Origin of the sequence: Actinomadura fulvescens (assembly GCF_039533225.1) — a bacterium.
Classification (GTDB): Bacteria; Actinomycetota; Actinomycetes; order Streptosporangiales; family Streptosporangiaceae; genus Spirillospora; species Spirillospora fulvescens.
Window position 1 is genome coordinate 19,843 of the sequence record NZ_BAAATD010000021.1, and the last position, 14,445, is coordinate 34,287.

Genomic DNA, 14,445 nt, shown 5'->3' on the forward strand with positions numbered 1-14,445 from the left:
CGTCGGGCTAGTGTTGCTCCGAATGACGCACATCGAGATCGCGATCACCGCGGAATTGGTGCGGGACCTGCTGCGTGACCAGCGCCCCGACCTGGCCGACCACCCCGTGACGCTCGGGGCGCGTGGCTGGGACAACCAGATTTGGCGGCTCGGCGACGATCTCGCCGTCCGGTTGCCCTGGGCGACGCAGTCCGCGGACGAGTTGCTGCGCAAGGAGCACACCTGGCTGCCCTCCATCGCCCCACGCCTTCCGCTACCGGTTCCCGTTCCGCAGCGACTCGGCGAGGCTTCCGCGCTGTTTCCGCGACCTTGGATCGTCACCACCTGGGTGGCGGGCGAGCCTGCCGACCGTGCCCCCGTCACACGCGCCGCGGAAGCCGCCGACGCCTTGGCCGCCTTCCTGACGGCTTTGCACCAACCCGCCCCCGACCAGGCACCCACAGGACGGGACCGCGGCGGGCCGCTGGCCGACTACTCCGGGGGTTTCGCCCACCAGCTCACCTCGGCCACCGAGATGGGACTCATCTCCGACCCGGAAGAAGTGCGCGCGGTCTGGGACGACGCCGCAGCTGCGTCCGACTGGGCCGGCCCGGCACTCTGGCTCCACGGCGACCTGCATCCGGCCAACGTCCTCACCACAGACGGCACCATCAGCGGCGTGATCGACTTCGGCGACCTTTTCGCCGGCGACCCGGCCTGGGACCTCGCCGCCGCCTGGATCCTGCTGCCCGACGGCGCCACCGACCGCTTCCACGCCGCATACCAGCCGACCCCGGACACCGCGACCCTGCGCCGCGCCCGCGGATTGGCCGTACTGAAAGCCCTCGCCTGCATCCATATCGGGGAAGCCGTTGTCCGTGGCCGCCCGGGCGGCAAGGTCACGTGGGGCCCACCCGCCCACGCCGCACTACGACGCCTCATCGCGGCCCATCGCTGATCAAGCTGAGCATCTCTCCGTCGCAACACAGGACGTTGGGCACAGGCATCCATTTCACTTCGCGGGTCACGACTCAACGAGGCGGGGAAGGGTCAGTCGATGGCGCGGCGTCTGGTTTTGTGGGCGAGTGCGGCCACGGCGGCGATCAGGGCGAGCGCAGTGGGCAGGACCATGTACGGCACGGTCGCCCTCATGTACGGCACGGTCGCCCCGTGGTCGTAGCTGTCGTGCCCGACACTGAAGGCGAACGCGCACCAGGGGACGGACAGGAGCACGACCGCGAACGGGGCGAGCACGTTCCAGCGCATGCACGCGACGGCGGCGATCAGGGCGACGACCAGCAACGCCGGGATCCAGACGCCCATCGCGTCGGCCGCCTCTCTCCCGTGATACCAGAGCGGACGATCCGGTCCGAGCAGGCCGCCTATCTGGCCGAAATCGACGTTGAAGTAGACGAGCACGGGTGCCGACAGGAGCGCCGCGAAGGCCATGCTGATCACCGTGACGCGGCCGTCCAGCGGCGGCCGGCCGATCGGATCCGGCGGTGCCGCCAGCGCGATCACGCCGAACGCCACCAGCACGCCCAGCACGATGAGCGGCGGGCTGTCCCAGCCGGTGAGCCTGGCCAGCGGCACGAGCGCCGCTGTCATCACGACCGCGGCCACCATCAGCAGCCGCGCGGCGCGCGCCCAGCCCGAGCACGAGGCCACGGCCACCAGCAGCCACAGGGCATAGGCGTAGGGGCCGAGGGTGTCGAACGGCCCCGGCGGCGCGAACGGACTCTCGTACGGATGCCTCCACGACCGCTCCGCGAAGACCAGGAACACCAACGAGATCGAGATCGCCGAGGCCGCCGCGAAAGGCGCGGCCGCGGCGACGACCGCTCCGACCGCGGAGGTGGCGGTCAGTCCCGACCGCTCCCGAAGCCCCTGCACGGTGAGGTCTGCCAACTCCCGTACGGCCCCGGCGCGACTCTGCCCGGCGAGAGTGTCCTGCATCGTCGAGGCGAGCTCCGCGTGCCGCTCGGCCGGATAGAGGCGGAGAATTGCCTTGGTGAGGCGTGCGGAGCCGCTCATGCCGTCACCCCGCCGGCTCCGCCCAGGCGCAGTTGGAGGCGGCGATCCGCTTCTCGTACGGCGGCGCGGAGTCGTTCGGTCTCCTCGGCCAGCGCGTCGGCGCCGGCGCGGGTCAGGGCGTAGTAGCGGCGGTGCCTTCCGTCGATGACCTCTTCGCCGGTCACCTCGACCCAGCCCTGCTGCTGGAGGCGGGCGAGCGCGGCGTACAGGGTGCCCGTACGGAGCTTGACCCGCCCTTCGGAGACCTCCCCGATTTCCTTGATCAGGGCGTAGCCGTGCCGGGGCTCGTCCGCGAGCGCGGTCAGCAGCAGCCTCGTGGGCTCTTGCATAGACGTCGATGCCATGACGAGCACCATAGGCCACACTATCGACATATGTCGATGATTTACCTATAGCCGACCGCGCTATCCACCTGGCGGCTGGGAACACGTTCGGAAGCGGGGGCCGATCAGGACCGCTACGTCCAGGCGATGCGAATCGGCAGCTCATCGAACGCCCCATAGACCACCCGCTGCTCATCAGACAAAACCCATGCGTTCCTGGATGCGCCGGGCCGTGGCGCCGATGCGCGCTGGCGGTGTTTCCCGGGGCGTTGGAGTACTACGCGGCTAGCACCCGGAAGCGTCCGCAGACCCGCAGTGATCAATCGAAGCTGGTGACGCGGTATCTGGGGCTACCTGCGGCTCGGGTCACGTTCGGGACAAGGAAGCCGGACCAGGGGACAGAGCTCCGCCGCCACGACCTGCAATGGCGCGGGCCCCCTGCGGATATGGGGTGTGTGCAGGTGCGGGGGCGTTCGTACATGCGCATCGCTGCGAGCAGGCCGCTGGTGGCGATGATCTGGAGAGGGTGGCCGCCGTCCGTCGCGAGAGGCGGTGGACGCCGGCTGCCGTCCGGCAGGACGACCCCCTGCCGAACCGGGCCCGGCGCCACCAGAGAACCGGCGAACAGCGCTGCTACGAAGGCGGGCAGCAGCACGGCCGAGGACGCCGGCACGGCTGGATCGGCCCCCCTCACCGGCGGCGCACACGGCCGGGGAACCACCAGTTCGCCCGGCCGGCCAGGCGCATGAGCGCGGGCACCAGCAGGCAGCGGACGAGGGTGGCGTCCACCAGGACGGCGAGGCCGAGGCCCACGCCGAACATCTTGAGCGGCGTCAGGCCCGACATCGTGAAGGCCGCCAGGACGACGACCATGAGCACGGCGGCGGCGGTGACGAGGCGGCCCGTCTGCTGGAGCCCCTGGGCGACGGCGGCGGTGTTGTCGCCGCTGACGTCGTAGCGCTCCTTGATGCCCGACAGCAGGAACAGTGCGTAGTCCATGGACAGCCCGTAGGCGATGCACAAGACCAATACGGTCAGCATGACGTCGATGGTGCCGGTGGGCGTGAAGTCTCCGAGGAGCTCGCGCAGGTGGCCGTCCTGGAAGACGTAGACCATCGCGCCGAAGCTCGCGGTGAGGCTCAGCACGTTGAGCACGACGGTCTTCACGGGCAGCAGCAGGCTGCGGGTGAACGCCGCGACGAGCAGGAGCGAGGCCGCTCCCATGATGGCGATCACCCACGCCACGCGGGCGCGGACCGCCTCGATGAGGTCGACGGAGCCGGCGGCGATTCCGCCCACCAGGGCCGGGCCGGGCGAGGGGACGGCCCGGATCCGACGCACCAGGTCGGCGCCGGCCGCGGACACGGGCTCGATGGGCGAGGCGACGGACAGCCAGGTGCCGCTGGGGGACCGGAACGCACGTGACGCGGGGCCGGGCTCGGCGACCCTGCGGCCTGCCCGATAGGTGCCGGTGGCGGCGTCCACACGGGACACGCCGGAAAGTCGCGACAGAGCACGGGCGTAGCCGTCCAGCGACTTGGCGGAGCTCAGCCGGGAGCCGGGCAGGACGACCGATGTCACGGTCGCGGCTCCGGCGAACTGATCGCGCACGAGCTGAGTGGTGATGCGCACGGGCGTGTGCGCGGGCAGCGCTCGGTCGTCAGGGATGCCGAACCGGGCGCCGGCGAAGGGCGACCCGAGGAGGACCAGCACGGCCGCGGTGCCGAGGGCGACGCTCACGGGCCGGCGCATCACCGCCAGCGCCAGCCGGCCCCACGGCCCGGCCCGCCGGTCGTGCGCCGGGTGCCGGATCGACGGCGTGCCGGGGCGCGGCCGTGGCGGCCGGACGGCGGAACCGTCGAGCCGGCGGCCGAAGAGGAGCAGCAGGGCGGGGAGCGCGACCATCGAGCTGCTGAGGACGACGGGCGTCGGGCGGCGCGCCACCCCGTGCGCCACCCGGCCCCACAAGCCTCGGCGGTACGGGGCGTTCCCACCCCAGCCCATGCCGGAACGCGGACGAGGCGGCCAGACGGGGAATTTGTCCATACGCCCGCCGAAGACGGCCAGCACAGCGGGAACCGTGACCATCGAACTGCTGACGGCGACCGGCCCTGGCCGGCGCGTCCTGCCCCGTGTCAACCGCGGCGCCCACAGCCCCCATAGCCCCCACAGCCGCGAGCCGCGACGGTACGGCGGGCCCGCGATCGGCGGCGTGCCAAGGCGCAACCAAGGCGCTCGCACGGAGAAGCGGTCGATCCGGCTGCCGGTCAACGCCAGCACGGCAGGAAGCGTGACCACCGCGGCCAGCACGGTGAATCCCACGATCGGGATGCCCGCGTAGGCCAGCGAACGCATCGGGTAGATGGGAAAGATCAAAGCGGCCGCCAGCGACACCATCACGATCACGCCGCTGACCACCACCGTCCGCCCGGCGGTGCGCACGGTGGCCGACACGGCGTCGCCCACCGCCTTCCCGGCGGCCAGCTCCTGCCGGAACCTGGTGATGATCAGCAGGCTGTAGTCGATGGCCAGTCCCATGCCGAGGACGGTCGCCATGTTGAGGGCGAAGACCGACACCTCCGTCAGCGCGGACACCATGCGCAGCACGGGAAAGGTCGCCGCGATCGACAGTCCCGCGACCAGCAGCGGCAGGAGCGCGGCGGTGACGCCGCCGAAGGCCAGCACCAGGCAGGCCAGGATGATCGGCGCGGCGATCAGCTCGCCCCGGCGCAGGTCGGCCAGGCCCTGCCGGGTGGCCTCGGCGTTGAGCTCGGCGGCGCCGGTCACCGCCACGTCCAGCACACCGTGGCGGCCGCGTGCCGCCGACACCACGGCCGTGGTGTGCCGCTGCTGGCGCTCGGCGCCGCCCGCCAGCCGCACCAGCAGCAACGCCCGGCGCCTGTCGGCCGAACGCAGTCCCGGCGGTGCCGTTCGCTGCCAGTGGGAGATCGTCCACCGAACGTCCGGCCGCGCGGCCAGTCGACGGGTCAGCGCCCGCCCCGCCGCGGCGGCGGCCCGGTCGTCCACGGATCCGGGTGCGGTCGCCACCAGGACCAGGTCGGGATGGCCGCCGCCGAAGCGGTCGGCGAGCATCCGGTCGGCGCGATCGGACGGGGAGTTCGGCACGGTCAGGTCCGCCCCGCCCACGTGCCGGTCGAGGTCCATCGCCATGGGAACCGAGACCAGGGCGGCCGTCGCCGTGACGATCAGGATCGCGACCTTGTGCCGGGCGATCGCGGACACGGAACCTCCGTACCGTCGTCGTCCAGCGGCCACACAGTGCATCGCCCATGGTGCCCTGAGTAATCACGGTCGGGGTATGTCCGGCCCGCCGCATTGCGGTTTCATCAGAACGCGGGACGGCATCGCGGGAAGCGGCGGCCGTGCATGACGGTTCCGTGGAAGTTGAACCATGCCGTCGCCTCGGGGTTGTGGGTGAACGGGTAGTCGGCCCCGAGGCGGCGTGCGACGGCCAGGCCGGACAGGAGTCCGTGCTCCTGGCTGTTGATCAGAGTGTGGGCACCGCAGAACCAGGTGCGGTTTCGGCCTTGGAGGAGCGGGAGCAGGGCGAGCAGGGCGGCGGTGTGGAAGACGTCGTGGACGACGTGCCGGAAACGGAACCGGCCCACCACCTTGGACTCGTCGATCGGGGTCCGCAGGTTGTAGGTGACCAGGCAGCGCAGGCCGCCCGTCGCGGCCCAGGGCTGCTGGTTGTGCATGATGTAGGTGATCTCGTAGTCGTCCGGACGTGGCCCGTGCCGGCGGACGAAGTTGCTGCGGTGCCGCAGGGCGTGAGTGGCGTCGTCGGGGAGCACGGAGGCGTCGGTGTGCACGACCCGCACAGCGGCCCTGCCGAGGTGGATTCTGTCCTGGAAGCCGGCGGTCATCGCGCCGTAGACGGCCCGCGTGCCTCCCCGCCAGGTGACCATCGGGGTGGCACGTTCGACGTCGAAGAAGTCCAGGTACCGGGAGAAGAGGGAGGCGGGCATCTCGAAGACGCCCGACGCGAGCACGAAGTTGACGAAGAGCGGCTTCAGGGCCTTGTAGCGGAAGTCGTCTGAGATCCCCCACAGATCGAGCATCCGCCGCATGCTGACGTAGTCGAACGGATTGACGGCGGCCCTGGTCACAGACGGCCTGCGGTTGAGTTCGTTGAACACTCCCAGAAAGCGGAGGAGTCTCCTGAACTTGGCTATGTCGTCGGCCAGGGACGTCCTCAGCTCGGAATCGAAGTCGTGCGCGTAGACGTCGTTCCCGTAGCGGACCGAGTAGCTGAAGCGGGTCGGCGTCTGCGGAACGCCGCATGCCTTCATGAGCTCGACATAGTTCTGGTAGACGGAAGGGATGAAGGCCGTGACCGATATGTCGACCGGTACCGTCCCGCCCGCGAGCGTGGGGAAGTCGACGGTGACCGCGTTGCCGCCGATGCGGTCGTCACGTTCGAAGACCTGGACGTCGAACTCGCCGGGGCGGCGGGACAGCGCCCACGCGGCCCCCAGCCCCGACACGCCGGTGCCGATGATGCAGATTCGCCGCTTCATGTGACCCCTTCGTTCAGTACACGCGCGGTACGACGCGCCAGCGGACCCGTCGCCTGTACTCGTTCCAGTAGGCGCCGTACTTGTCCTGGCACCGGCGGTCGTCCCGGCCGGCGCGGTCGACCAGCAAGACGCCCAGGAAGATCGGGTAGACGTAGGGGAGCAGGTGCCCGAAGCCCGCGGGCAGGCTCCACGCCAGGGCCAGGACCATCTCGGGCAGGTAGTGGAAATGCCTGGCCACCCCCCACCAGCCGGACACGAGCAGCAGGCTCTGACGGGACTGGCCGTCGCCGGTGGCGTACCGGGCCTGGATCACCTGCGCCGGGCGTCCCCAGATCATGGCCGTCCCGCCGGAGTCCCTGGTCCGCTGGCGCTGCCGGTCGGCGTCGTAGTTGATCCCGATGGCCGCCAGCCCGACGGCGAGCAATGTCCAGGCGGCCCATGACGGGATCTGACGAGGGTGAGCGGTGAGGTACTGCGCCGCGATGGTGTAGACACCCGGCAGCCACGTCGTGACGCCCCAGCACAGGTAGTAGCCGAACCTGTCGTGCATCATGTCGAGCGTGCTGAAATAGCCGCGCTCCCACACGAAGAACTTCAGGATGTAGACCAGCTGCAACGCGACGGAGACCGCCAGCGCGTTGGTGAGATGTCCCAGTCGCTCGTGCTGGTACGCGGCGAACGAGACGACGAGCAGGCTCCAGCCCATCATCCCGAAGCGGCAGTTGAACAGCTGCTTGAGATCGACGCCGAGGACGGAGGGGTGCAGCTCGACGCCCCAGAAGTAGTCCATGACGACGTTGCGGCCGCTTCCCGCGTCGGCGGCCGAAGGCCTGAGCCTGCCCTTGGCGTACAGCAGACCGCACAGCGCCAGGCAGCCCAGGCACATCGTGATGAGCAACTCCCCGAACCGCTCGTACAGGATGCCGGGTGAGAACCAGCCCAAGCCGTAGGAGGCGCCGAGGAAGGCGGCGTGAGTGACCAGCCAGGCCCGGACCCCGTTGAGCCGGTACTCCGGACGCGCTCCGTCCGGGGTCACGGGACCCCGGTGAAGCCGTCCGGGCAGGAGCCTGAGGAGCAGCGCCTCCCAGAGCAGGAAGCCAAGGAGCACCGCTGCGGCGCTCCAGCTGGGAGACGGAACGCCGGCCTTGACGGCGGCCCATCCGTCGAGGGTGGCCAGCCGCCGCAGCGAGCCGTCGAGATACCGGCAGGCCTCCCACAGGATGATGACCGAAGGCGGGGTGAGCACGAGCAGGACGAGCGGCCCGACGAAGTCGCGCAGCACTCCGGCACGCCGCCTCGTCGCCCACACGGGATCTCCCTTCGGTCGCGAACAGTGATTATGCGGCTACTTGTCGCGCCCGAACCATTGCTCTGGGTAGTTGACTTGTAGCAACCCAGAGTGTGCTGCGGGTGCTGATACGTCCCGAAACCGACGAACGCGCGCTGGACGGGTTGCCCGTGGAACGCGCGTACGGCGACGTCGTCGGGCACTTCCATCCGCTGACGGCGGCGGGCCTGTTGCTGGCCTTCGCCAACGGGATGTGCCTGGCCAGGTCCGCCACGTTCCAGGACTACCGGCGGGAGCGGGCGGCGCGGAGCCGCGTCCCCGAACTGCTGGCCGACGCGCTCTACACGGTGTTCAGCACCGACGACCCGGCCAACCGGGCGCTCCGGCTGGGATCTGCGGCACGGCAGGTCGGCGCCGACGCCCTCACCGACCGGCGGCCGGGCTCGTGCTGGGAGACGGTGCGCGGTATGGGCGCCTGGCTCGCCTGGCTGAGCACGACCACGGGTCCTTGTGCCGCATGCCCTCGTAACCCGACACGATGCCCGGGCGTCTAAGCTGACGCCACGTCACATCCTGCGCCCGGGAAGGGACGATCCGATGACGCTGGACGAGGGGGCCGCGCCTCCGCAACCCGGCGATCCGCCGCCGCTGCGCGGAGCGGTGCTCAGCACAGACACTGCAACCGCTTCCGGCAACGGCACGACCGGTCCGACGCAGGCGCGACACACGACTGAGCCAGGACCCGACGTGGTTCCCGTGGCCCGCCCGGACGGGACGCTGGCGTGGCCCGCTCGACCGCTGGCCGCCGACGCCTTGGCCAAGCTGGACGCTGACTTGGGCCAGGTGCAGGTCGCGCGCTTGGGAGGCCGCCGCATCTACCGGCGCCGGATCGCACTGCTGGCCGAGGCGTGCACGCCCGAAACGTTCGGGCTGGTGCTCGACTGGCTCAGCAGCACCCGCCGCGCCTCGGCGGCCACCAAACGCACCTACGTCGATGACCTGCGCCGCGTCTGGGCCCCGCTGGCCCGCGAACTGGGCCACGACGCGTTCGCCGTCGGCTGCCTGTCCCGCGAGCACGTGCGGATGTGGCGGCTGCGCCAAGAGGCGGCCGGGGTCGCCCAGCGCAGCATCGCCCGCTACGTCGCGTGCCTGTCCTCGCTGCACGTCCACGCGGCCGGACGGCTGGACACGCCGCTGGTCAACCCGGTCACCGAGGACGACCGGCCGCGCATCCCCACCGGCAACACCGCCACGTCCACCCCGGTACTGGAGACCCACCAGGTGCGCGCGGTGGCCGCCTGCGCGGGCAGCGACCTGGACCTTTTGGTGGTGGTACTGCTGTACACCCTGGCCGGCCGGGTCACCGAGATCTGCGCCGCCGACGTCTCCGACCTGGCCGTCGAGAGCGACCGCACCGTCCTGCGCCTGACCCGCAAGGGCGGCAAGCAGCGCGCCCTGCCGCTGCCCGACCGGTGCACCCGGCTGCTGGGCCGCGTGATCGGTGACCGCACCTCCGGGCCGCTGCTCCTGGACGCGGCGGGCCGCCGCCTGGACCGCCACGACGTCGACCGGATCAGCACCCGGCTGGGCCGCGCCGCCGCCGTTCTACCCGGCCGCGACCTCACCCCGCATGTCTGGCGTGCCTCCCGCATAACCCACATGCTCGACGCCGGAATCCCGCTCGCCGAGGTGCAGGAGTTCGCCGACCACGCCAACCCGGCCACCACCATCGGTTACTGGGAACGCCGCAACCGAGCCCACCGCGCCTCCGCCCACGTCGACCAGGCCATCACCGTCTTCGACGACCTCGCCCCGGACCCACAAGCACCCCGCTAACCAGCAAGGACGGGCCGATACCGATTGGTCGCCGCGCGAACCAGGCCACCGCCGAAACGGTCGCGGCCAGCGTCGGACCAGGACCGCGACGCCGCCCGGGCCATGTTCAGCCAGCTCCGCCAGAGCCAGCCCCAGGTGACCTGCGCCCGGGCCGCGGTGACCGTGATGACACGCCGCCTCGCCCGGCAGGAGGCCCGAGCATGACCGATACCCACAGCCGGACCAGCGGCTCCGACGTCATGCCGAAGCGCGTGAAGTGGAAAACTGTGCACCTGCCCTGGCCCGCCACCGGCTGCGGCCAGGCTCGTCGACCAACTCGACGTCGGTGATCTGCCCGAGGTGGAGGAAATACTGCGCAACACCGTGCTGCAGGTCCGCGCTGTCGGCGTACAACTGAATGCGCACCGGTCGGTACAGCTGAACGTGCACCCATCGGTGACGGATAAGCCGAGGACTCCTGAGCTGTCGCCGGTTGGCCAGATTTGCGCTCAACGTGGTGGCTCAGGCTCCATGTGAGTGCGCGACTCCCCAGAGGTGTGGCAGAGGCCGCGTACAGCGAGTGAACTCGGCGGGTCTGTCTTCGATCAAGCTCGACTGCCTCCACGGCTGACACCGGCAGGCCCACTGTCGGCACGGCTTGCCGCGATGGTCTGCTGGATTCCGATCAGGGCGTCGAGCTGCCGTTCGGACAATGCTCCGCTGAAGTGGCGGTCGATCGATGCGAGGTGGGCGGGGGTCGCTCTTTCCAGGGTCTGCCGTCCGGTCTCGGTGAGCAGGACGTCGTCGCCGCGGCCGTCCAGCTCGCAGGACTGGCGGGCGATCAGCCCGCGCTGTTGCATGCGGCGGAGTTGGCGTGACAGCCGGCTGTGGTCCCAGTGCATCCGGTTGGCCAGACCGCTCACCCGCACGCATGTCTCCTCGCACGACATCTCCGCCACCGCGGCGAGCACGTCGTAGTCGGGCATCGACAGGCCCGAGTCCTTCTCCAGGTCGCGGGAGATCTCGACATCCACGAGCAGTTGCAGCCTGCGGTAGGCCGCCCAGGCGTCGCGGGCTCCTCCCCCGGCAGGGTGGTGTGGTGGGGTCATGAGCCCAGTTTAGACAAAACTAGTGACATGTAACGGAACTTCGGCTATCTTCTCCGTTACATGTAACGAAGATTCTCTCGAGGAGCGGGACATCATGGCGACCAACGAGCGATTCTTCAAGGTCAACGGGGTAGAGCTGGCCGCTGAGACATTCGGAGACCCCACCGGGCCCGCGATCCTGCTGATCCACGGCGGCGGCCACTCTCTACTGAACTGGGATGAGGAATTCGTCCGGCAGTTGGCCGGCGGAGGCCGGTACGTCATCCGCTACGACAGCCGGGACGCTGGACGGTCGACCAGCTCACCGGCCGGAGCCCCACCGCACGACCTGCGCACTCTCGTCTCCGACGCCGCAGAGCTGATCGGCGCGCTCGGACGGGACCGCGTTCACCTGGTCGGTATGTCGCAGGGCGCGGCGGTCGCCCAGCTGCTGGCGCTCGACCACGGCGACAAGGTCGCCTCACTGACCCTCGCGTCCTCGACTCCCGGGGGCCCGGGCCACCCGCAAGAAGATCTGCCGGAAATGTCGGCGGAGCTCCAGGCACTGTTCGCGGTCGAGGCCCCCGAGCCCGACTGGTCGGACCGGGAAGCCGCCATCGCCTACCTGATCGAGGCCGAACGTCCGTTCGCCGCTACCTCACGTCCCTTCGACGAAGACGCCATGCGGGAGCTGGCGGGACGCGTCGTCGACCGCGCCGGCGACATCGCCGCCCAGTTGACCAATCCCTATCTGTTGGACGCCGGAGCACCGTGGCGGCACCGGCTCGACCAGATCAAGGCGCCGACGCTCGTCCTGCACGGCACCGAAGACCCCTTCCTCCCGCTCGGCCACGGCCGTGCCCTGGCCGCGGAGATCCCCGGCGCACGCTTCATCGCCATGGAACAGACCGGTCATGAGACTTTCCCGCAGGCCAGCTGGGAGGCGATCATTCCCGCCATCCTCGACCACACAGCCCACCACTGACGGGGAGATCCCATGCTCGCCATCGCGCTCGCTCTCGGCGCAAGCCTCGCCTGGGGCGCCTCCGACTTTCTCGGCGGGCTGAAGAGCCGTTCCGTCCCGCTGCTGTCGGTGCTGCTCATTTCGCAGACCACCGCACTGGCCCTGCTGACGGCCATGGTGGTCATACGAGGGGGGAGCCTGCCGGACACCTCCTCCCTCGTTCAGGGCGCCGTCGCCGGGCTGGGCGAGACAGCAGGCGTCGCCGCCCTCTACCGCGGCCTCGCGGTCGGCAGAATGAGCATCGTCGCGCCCGTCGCCGCGACCGCGCCCGTCATCCCTCTTCTAGCCGGGCTGGCGACCGGTCAGATTCCCGGGCCGCTGCAGTTCACCGGACTCGCGCTAGCGCTGCTCGGGCTGGTCGTCACAGCCCGCCGGCCGAGCGGCGGCAAGGCCAACGGCACCCGGACACTGCCGAGCGTCCTCTACGGGCTGCTCGCGGCGATCGGCTTCGGCACCTTCTTTCTCACCATGCACAACGCCAGCCAAAGCGATGTCGGATGGGCCTTGCTGACGGCCCGCCTCACCGCGGTAACCGTGATCGCCTCCATCATCGTCCTCAAGCGCCACCACGTCACCGCACCCAAGGCCGACCTACCCACCATCGCCGCGATCGGCGCCCTCATCATTGCGGCAGACTCTCTCTACGCCACCGCCTCAACGCTCAGCCTGGCGAGCATCGCCGCCGTACTGGGCTCCCTGCACACCATCATCACCATCGCCCTCGCCCGGATCTTCCTCAACGAACAACTCCAACGCCCCCAGCTAATAGGCATCGCCACATCACTCATCGGCGTCCTGGCCCTCTCCGCAGGCTGACGCGCCCAGCTCCGAATGGCGACCGGATGGCATAAGCGGCGACGGGTTCCGCCGGATCACCGATCAGTGCGTTGCACCCGGTGGATCACGTGGCTGATGGTGGCCTGACCCGTCGTCCTGGGCCGCGGTGACGGCGGCACGGAAGGCGGCGGCTGCTCGGCGCAGGGTCAGGGAGCGGGGAGCCGTCCAACGCGCCGCGCCGGACCAGCTACAACGAGCGCCTCACAACCCACCGCCCCGGCTCAGCCACCAAGCGCAACAAGGCGGACCGGCGCCCTGACTGACCTGGGGTCGCAGTGATGAGGAGCAACACCAGCGAGTCACTCCGTCGGGTTTACGCGAGCCACTGCCGCGAGGTGTACTACGCCTGGCAAGGCGCCATTGTCCGCCCGCACCTGGTCGGCCAGGCCGAGCAAGCGTCGGGTCTGACCCTGCTCACCAACTGCTGGACCACCGAGTACTACAGCAAGGCCATCGGCGAACTGCGCGATGAGGGGCGATGCCTCGGCCGCGTCCGAAGCTTCCAACTCCAAACGGTCTCCGGCCTGCGTGGTGAGGGTGAACCGCACAGCGGGCCGTCGACTTCGGATCCAGGCCGGCAGCATCTGGGCCAGTACGGCGACCACCCCACCGGAGCTGACGGCGACCATCACCACGTCCAGTGCCCCGCCGAGTTCTTCGGGCCCCGGTTGGTGTTGCCGGGCTCGGACGAGGCCTGCCAGGCGACGTTCGGTGCGTAGCCAGTGCAGCAGCGCGCTGTGATTGGCGGAATGGAATCCCGCAGACCAGTTCCGGACGCCCGGGACGGCAGCATGGGACCGATGGCGCCGGCCACGGTGAACAACCACTTGGCACACCTGTCCGCGTTGTTCTCCTGGATCAGCGTGCACGCGCCGCCCGGGCTGCTGCGTTACGGCGACCCGGCCAAGAAGGTCGAAGGCCTCCGGCTTCCCGCACCGCAGGTCCGGGCGCTGGTGCACCTCATCCTGGGCACCGGGCTACGCCGCGCCGGAGTCGTGGCCCTGGCTGACTACCTCGAAAACGAACGTCCCGGCGGTGCCGAAGACCGTTCCGAGGCGCTGTTCCTGGCCGCCGCTTCCATCGGCACACACCGGCCGGGTGGACGGCTGTCACCCCGTTCGATCAACACCGTCGTCGCCGAGATCGGCCTGATTCACGATCTGGAAACCCCAGACCCCGACCGACGGCTCGACAGCCTGCGGCCCCGCGCTTTTCAAAGTGCTCCGCGGCTGAGATGACCCAATAGGGAATCCATCGGCTGGCCGGGATCTGACAGGGCTCCCGGCCAGCTCGGCTCAGCGACACGCCGCAGGGGCCGTGAGCCTGAGGGCGGCGTTCTTAGGACCGCCCCGACCTCGTTGCCCGAGCCGGCCAGGCGTGGCTGGCTCCCCCGTGCGGGGGAAGAGCGCGCGACCAACGGCCCACTGCTCAACGGACGGGTTCCCTCCTGCGGGGGAGGTGCGGGGGAGTCTGCCCACGCGAACCTTTGGGTCTGGAAGATCCGCAGGAACGAGCC

At 70.1% G+C, this 14,445-nt stretch carries 13 protein-coding genes; 6 read left to right on the forward strand and 7 right to left on the reverse strand.

All coding sequences use genetic code 11. The features are described from left to right. Nucleotides 1–22 precede the first annotated feature (22 nt). Nucleotides 23–937, forward strand: a complete 915-nt coding sequence (locus tag ABD333_RS44175) for a phosphotransferase (RefSeq protein ID WP_344548811.1) — start codon at nucleotides 23–25, stop codon at nucleotides 935–937. Nucleotides 938–1,029: 92 nt separating this feature from the next. On the opposite strand, the gene ABD333_RS44180 is transcribed toward ABD333_RS44175, so the two are convergent. The 5 genes from ABD333_RS44180 to ABD333_RS44200 all read right to left on the reverse strand — a co-directional run bounded on the left by ABD333_RS44180 (nucleotide 1,030) and on the right by ABD333_RS44200 (nucleotide 8,186). Further along, complete coding sequence (locus ABD333_RS44180) at nucleotides 1,030–2,013, reverse strand: hypothetical protein (protein ID WP_344548813.1); 984 nt, start codon at nucleotides 2,011–2,013, stop codon at nucleotides 1,030–1,032. Next, complete coding sequence (locus tag ABD333_RS44185) at nucleotides 2,010–2,357, reverse strand: PadR family transcriptional regulator (RefSeq protein WP_344548815.1); 348 nt, start codon at nucleotides 2,355–2,357, stop codon at nucleotides 2,010–2,012. The genes ABD333_RS44180 and ABD333_RS44185 overlap by 4 nt, the downstream gene beginning before the upstream one ends. A 669-nt stretch (nucleotides 2,358–3,026) precedes the next feature. Next, a complete protein-coding gene (locus ABD333_RS44190; protein ID WP_344548817.1) occupies nucleotides 3,027–5,579 on the reverse strand; it encodes an MMPL family transporter in 2,553 nt (850 codons plus the stop codon). Nucleotides 5,580–5,683: 104 nt separating this feature from the next. After that, nucleotides 5,684–6,877 (reverse strand): FAD-dependent oxidoreductase, encoded by a 1,194-nt coding sequence (locus tag ABD333_RS44195; protein ID WP_344548819.1) that lies wholly within the window; start codon nucleotides 6,875–6,877, stop codon nucleotides 5,684–5,686. A gap of 13 nt (nucleotides 6,878–6,890) precedes the next feature. Next, nucleotides 6,891–8,186 carry a phosphatidylethanolamine N-methyltransferase family domain-containing protein gene (locus ABD333_RS44200; protein ID WP_344548821.1) on the reverse strand — a complete coding sequence of 432 codons (1,296 nt, stop codon included), beginning with the start codon at nucleotides 8,184–8,186 and terminating at the stop codon, nucleotides 6,891–6,893. Nucleotides 8,187–8,287: 101 nt separating this feature from the next. Between ABD333_RS44200 and ABD333_RS44205 the strand changes: the two genes are divergently transcribed. Next, entirely contained in the window at nucleotides 8,288–8,719 is a 432-nt protein-coding gene (locus ABD333_RS44205; RefSeq protein WP_344548823.1) for a hypothetical protein, read from the forward strand. A gap of 43 nt (nucleotides 8,720–8,762) precedes the next feature. After that, nucleotides 8,763–10,001 carry a tyrosine-type recombinase/integrase gene (locus ABD333_RS44210; protein ID WP_344548825.1) on the forward strand — a complete coding sequence of 413 codons (1,239 nt, stop codon included), beginning with the start codon at nucleotides 8,763–8,765 and terminating at the stop codon, nucleotides 9,999–10,001. A 584-nt stretch (nucleotides 10,002–10,585) separates the two neighbouring features. On the opposite strand, the gene ABD333_RS44215 is transcribed toward ABD333_RS44210, so the two are convergent. Further along, nucleotides 10,586–11,089 carry a MarR family winged helix-turn-helix transcriptional regulator gene (locus ABD333_RS44215; RefSeq protein WP_344548831.1) on the reverse strand — a complete coding sequence of 168 codons (504 nt, stop codon included), beginning with the start codon at nucleotides 11,087–11,089 and terminating at the stop codon, nucleotides 10,586–10,588. Between the two features lie 94 nt (nucleotides 11,090–11,183). Between ABD333_RS44215 and ABD333_RS44220 the strand changes: the two genes are divergently transcribed. Then, nucleotides 11,184–12,053 carry an alpha/beta fold hydrolase gene (locus tag ABD333_RS44220; RefSeq protein ID WP_344548833.1) on the forward strand — a complete coding sequence of 290 codons (870 nt, stop codon included), beginning with the start codon at nucleotides 11,184–11,186 and terminating at the stop codon, nucleotides 12,051–12,053. A gap of 12 nt (nucleotides 12,054–12,065) precedes the next feature. Then, nucleotides 12,066–12,908, forward strand: coding sequence for an EamA family transporter (locus tag ABD333_RS44225; protein ID WP_344548835.1), 843 nt, complete (start codon nucleotides 12,066–12,068; stop codon nucleotides 12,906–12,908). Nucleotides 12,909–13,228: 320 nt separating this feature from the next. On the opposite strand, the gene ABD333_RS47770 is transcribed toward ABD333_RS44225, so the two are convergent. Continuing rightward, entirely contained in the window at nucleotides 13,229–13,798 is a 570-nt protein-coding gene (locus ABD333_RS47770; RefSeq protein WP_425546968.1) for an effector-associated constant component EACC1, read from the reverse strand. On the opposite strand from ABD333_RS47770, the gene ABD333_RS44235 reads away from it, so the two are divergent. Then, on the forward strand, nucleotides 13,730–14,167 hold the full coding sequence (locus tag ABD333_RS44235; RefSeq protein ID WP_344548839.1) for a hypothetical protein: 438 nt from the start codon (nucleotides 13,730–13,732) through the stop codon (nucleotides 14,165–14,167). The two genes, ABD333_RS47770 and ABD333_RS44235, sit on opposite strands and share 69 nt — an antisense overlap. The last annotated feature ends 278 nt before the right edge of the window (nucleotides 14,168–14,445 follow it).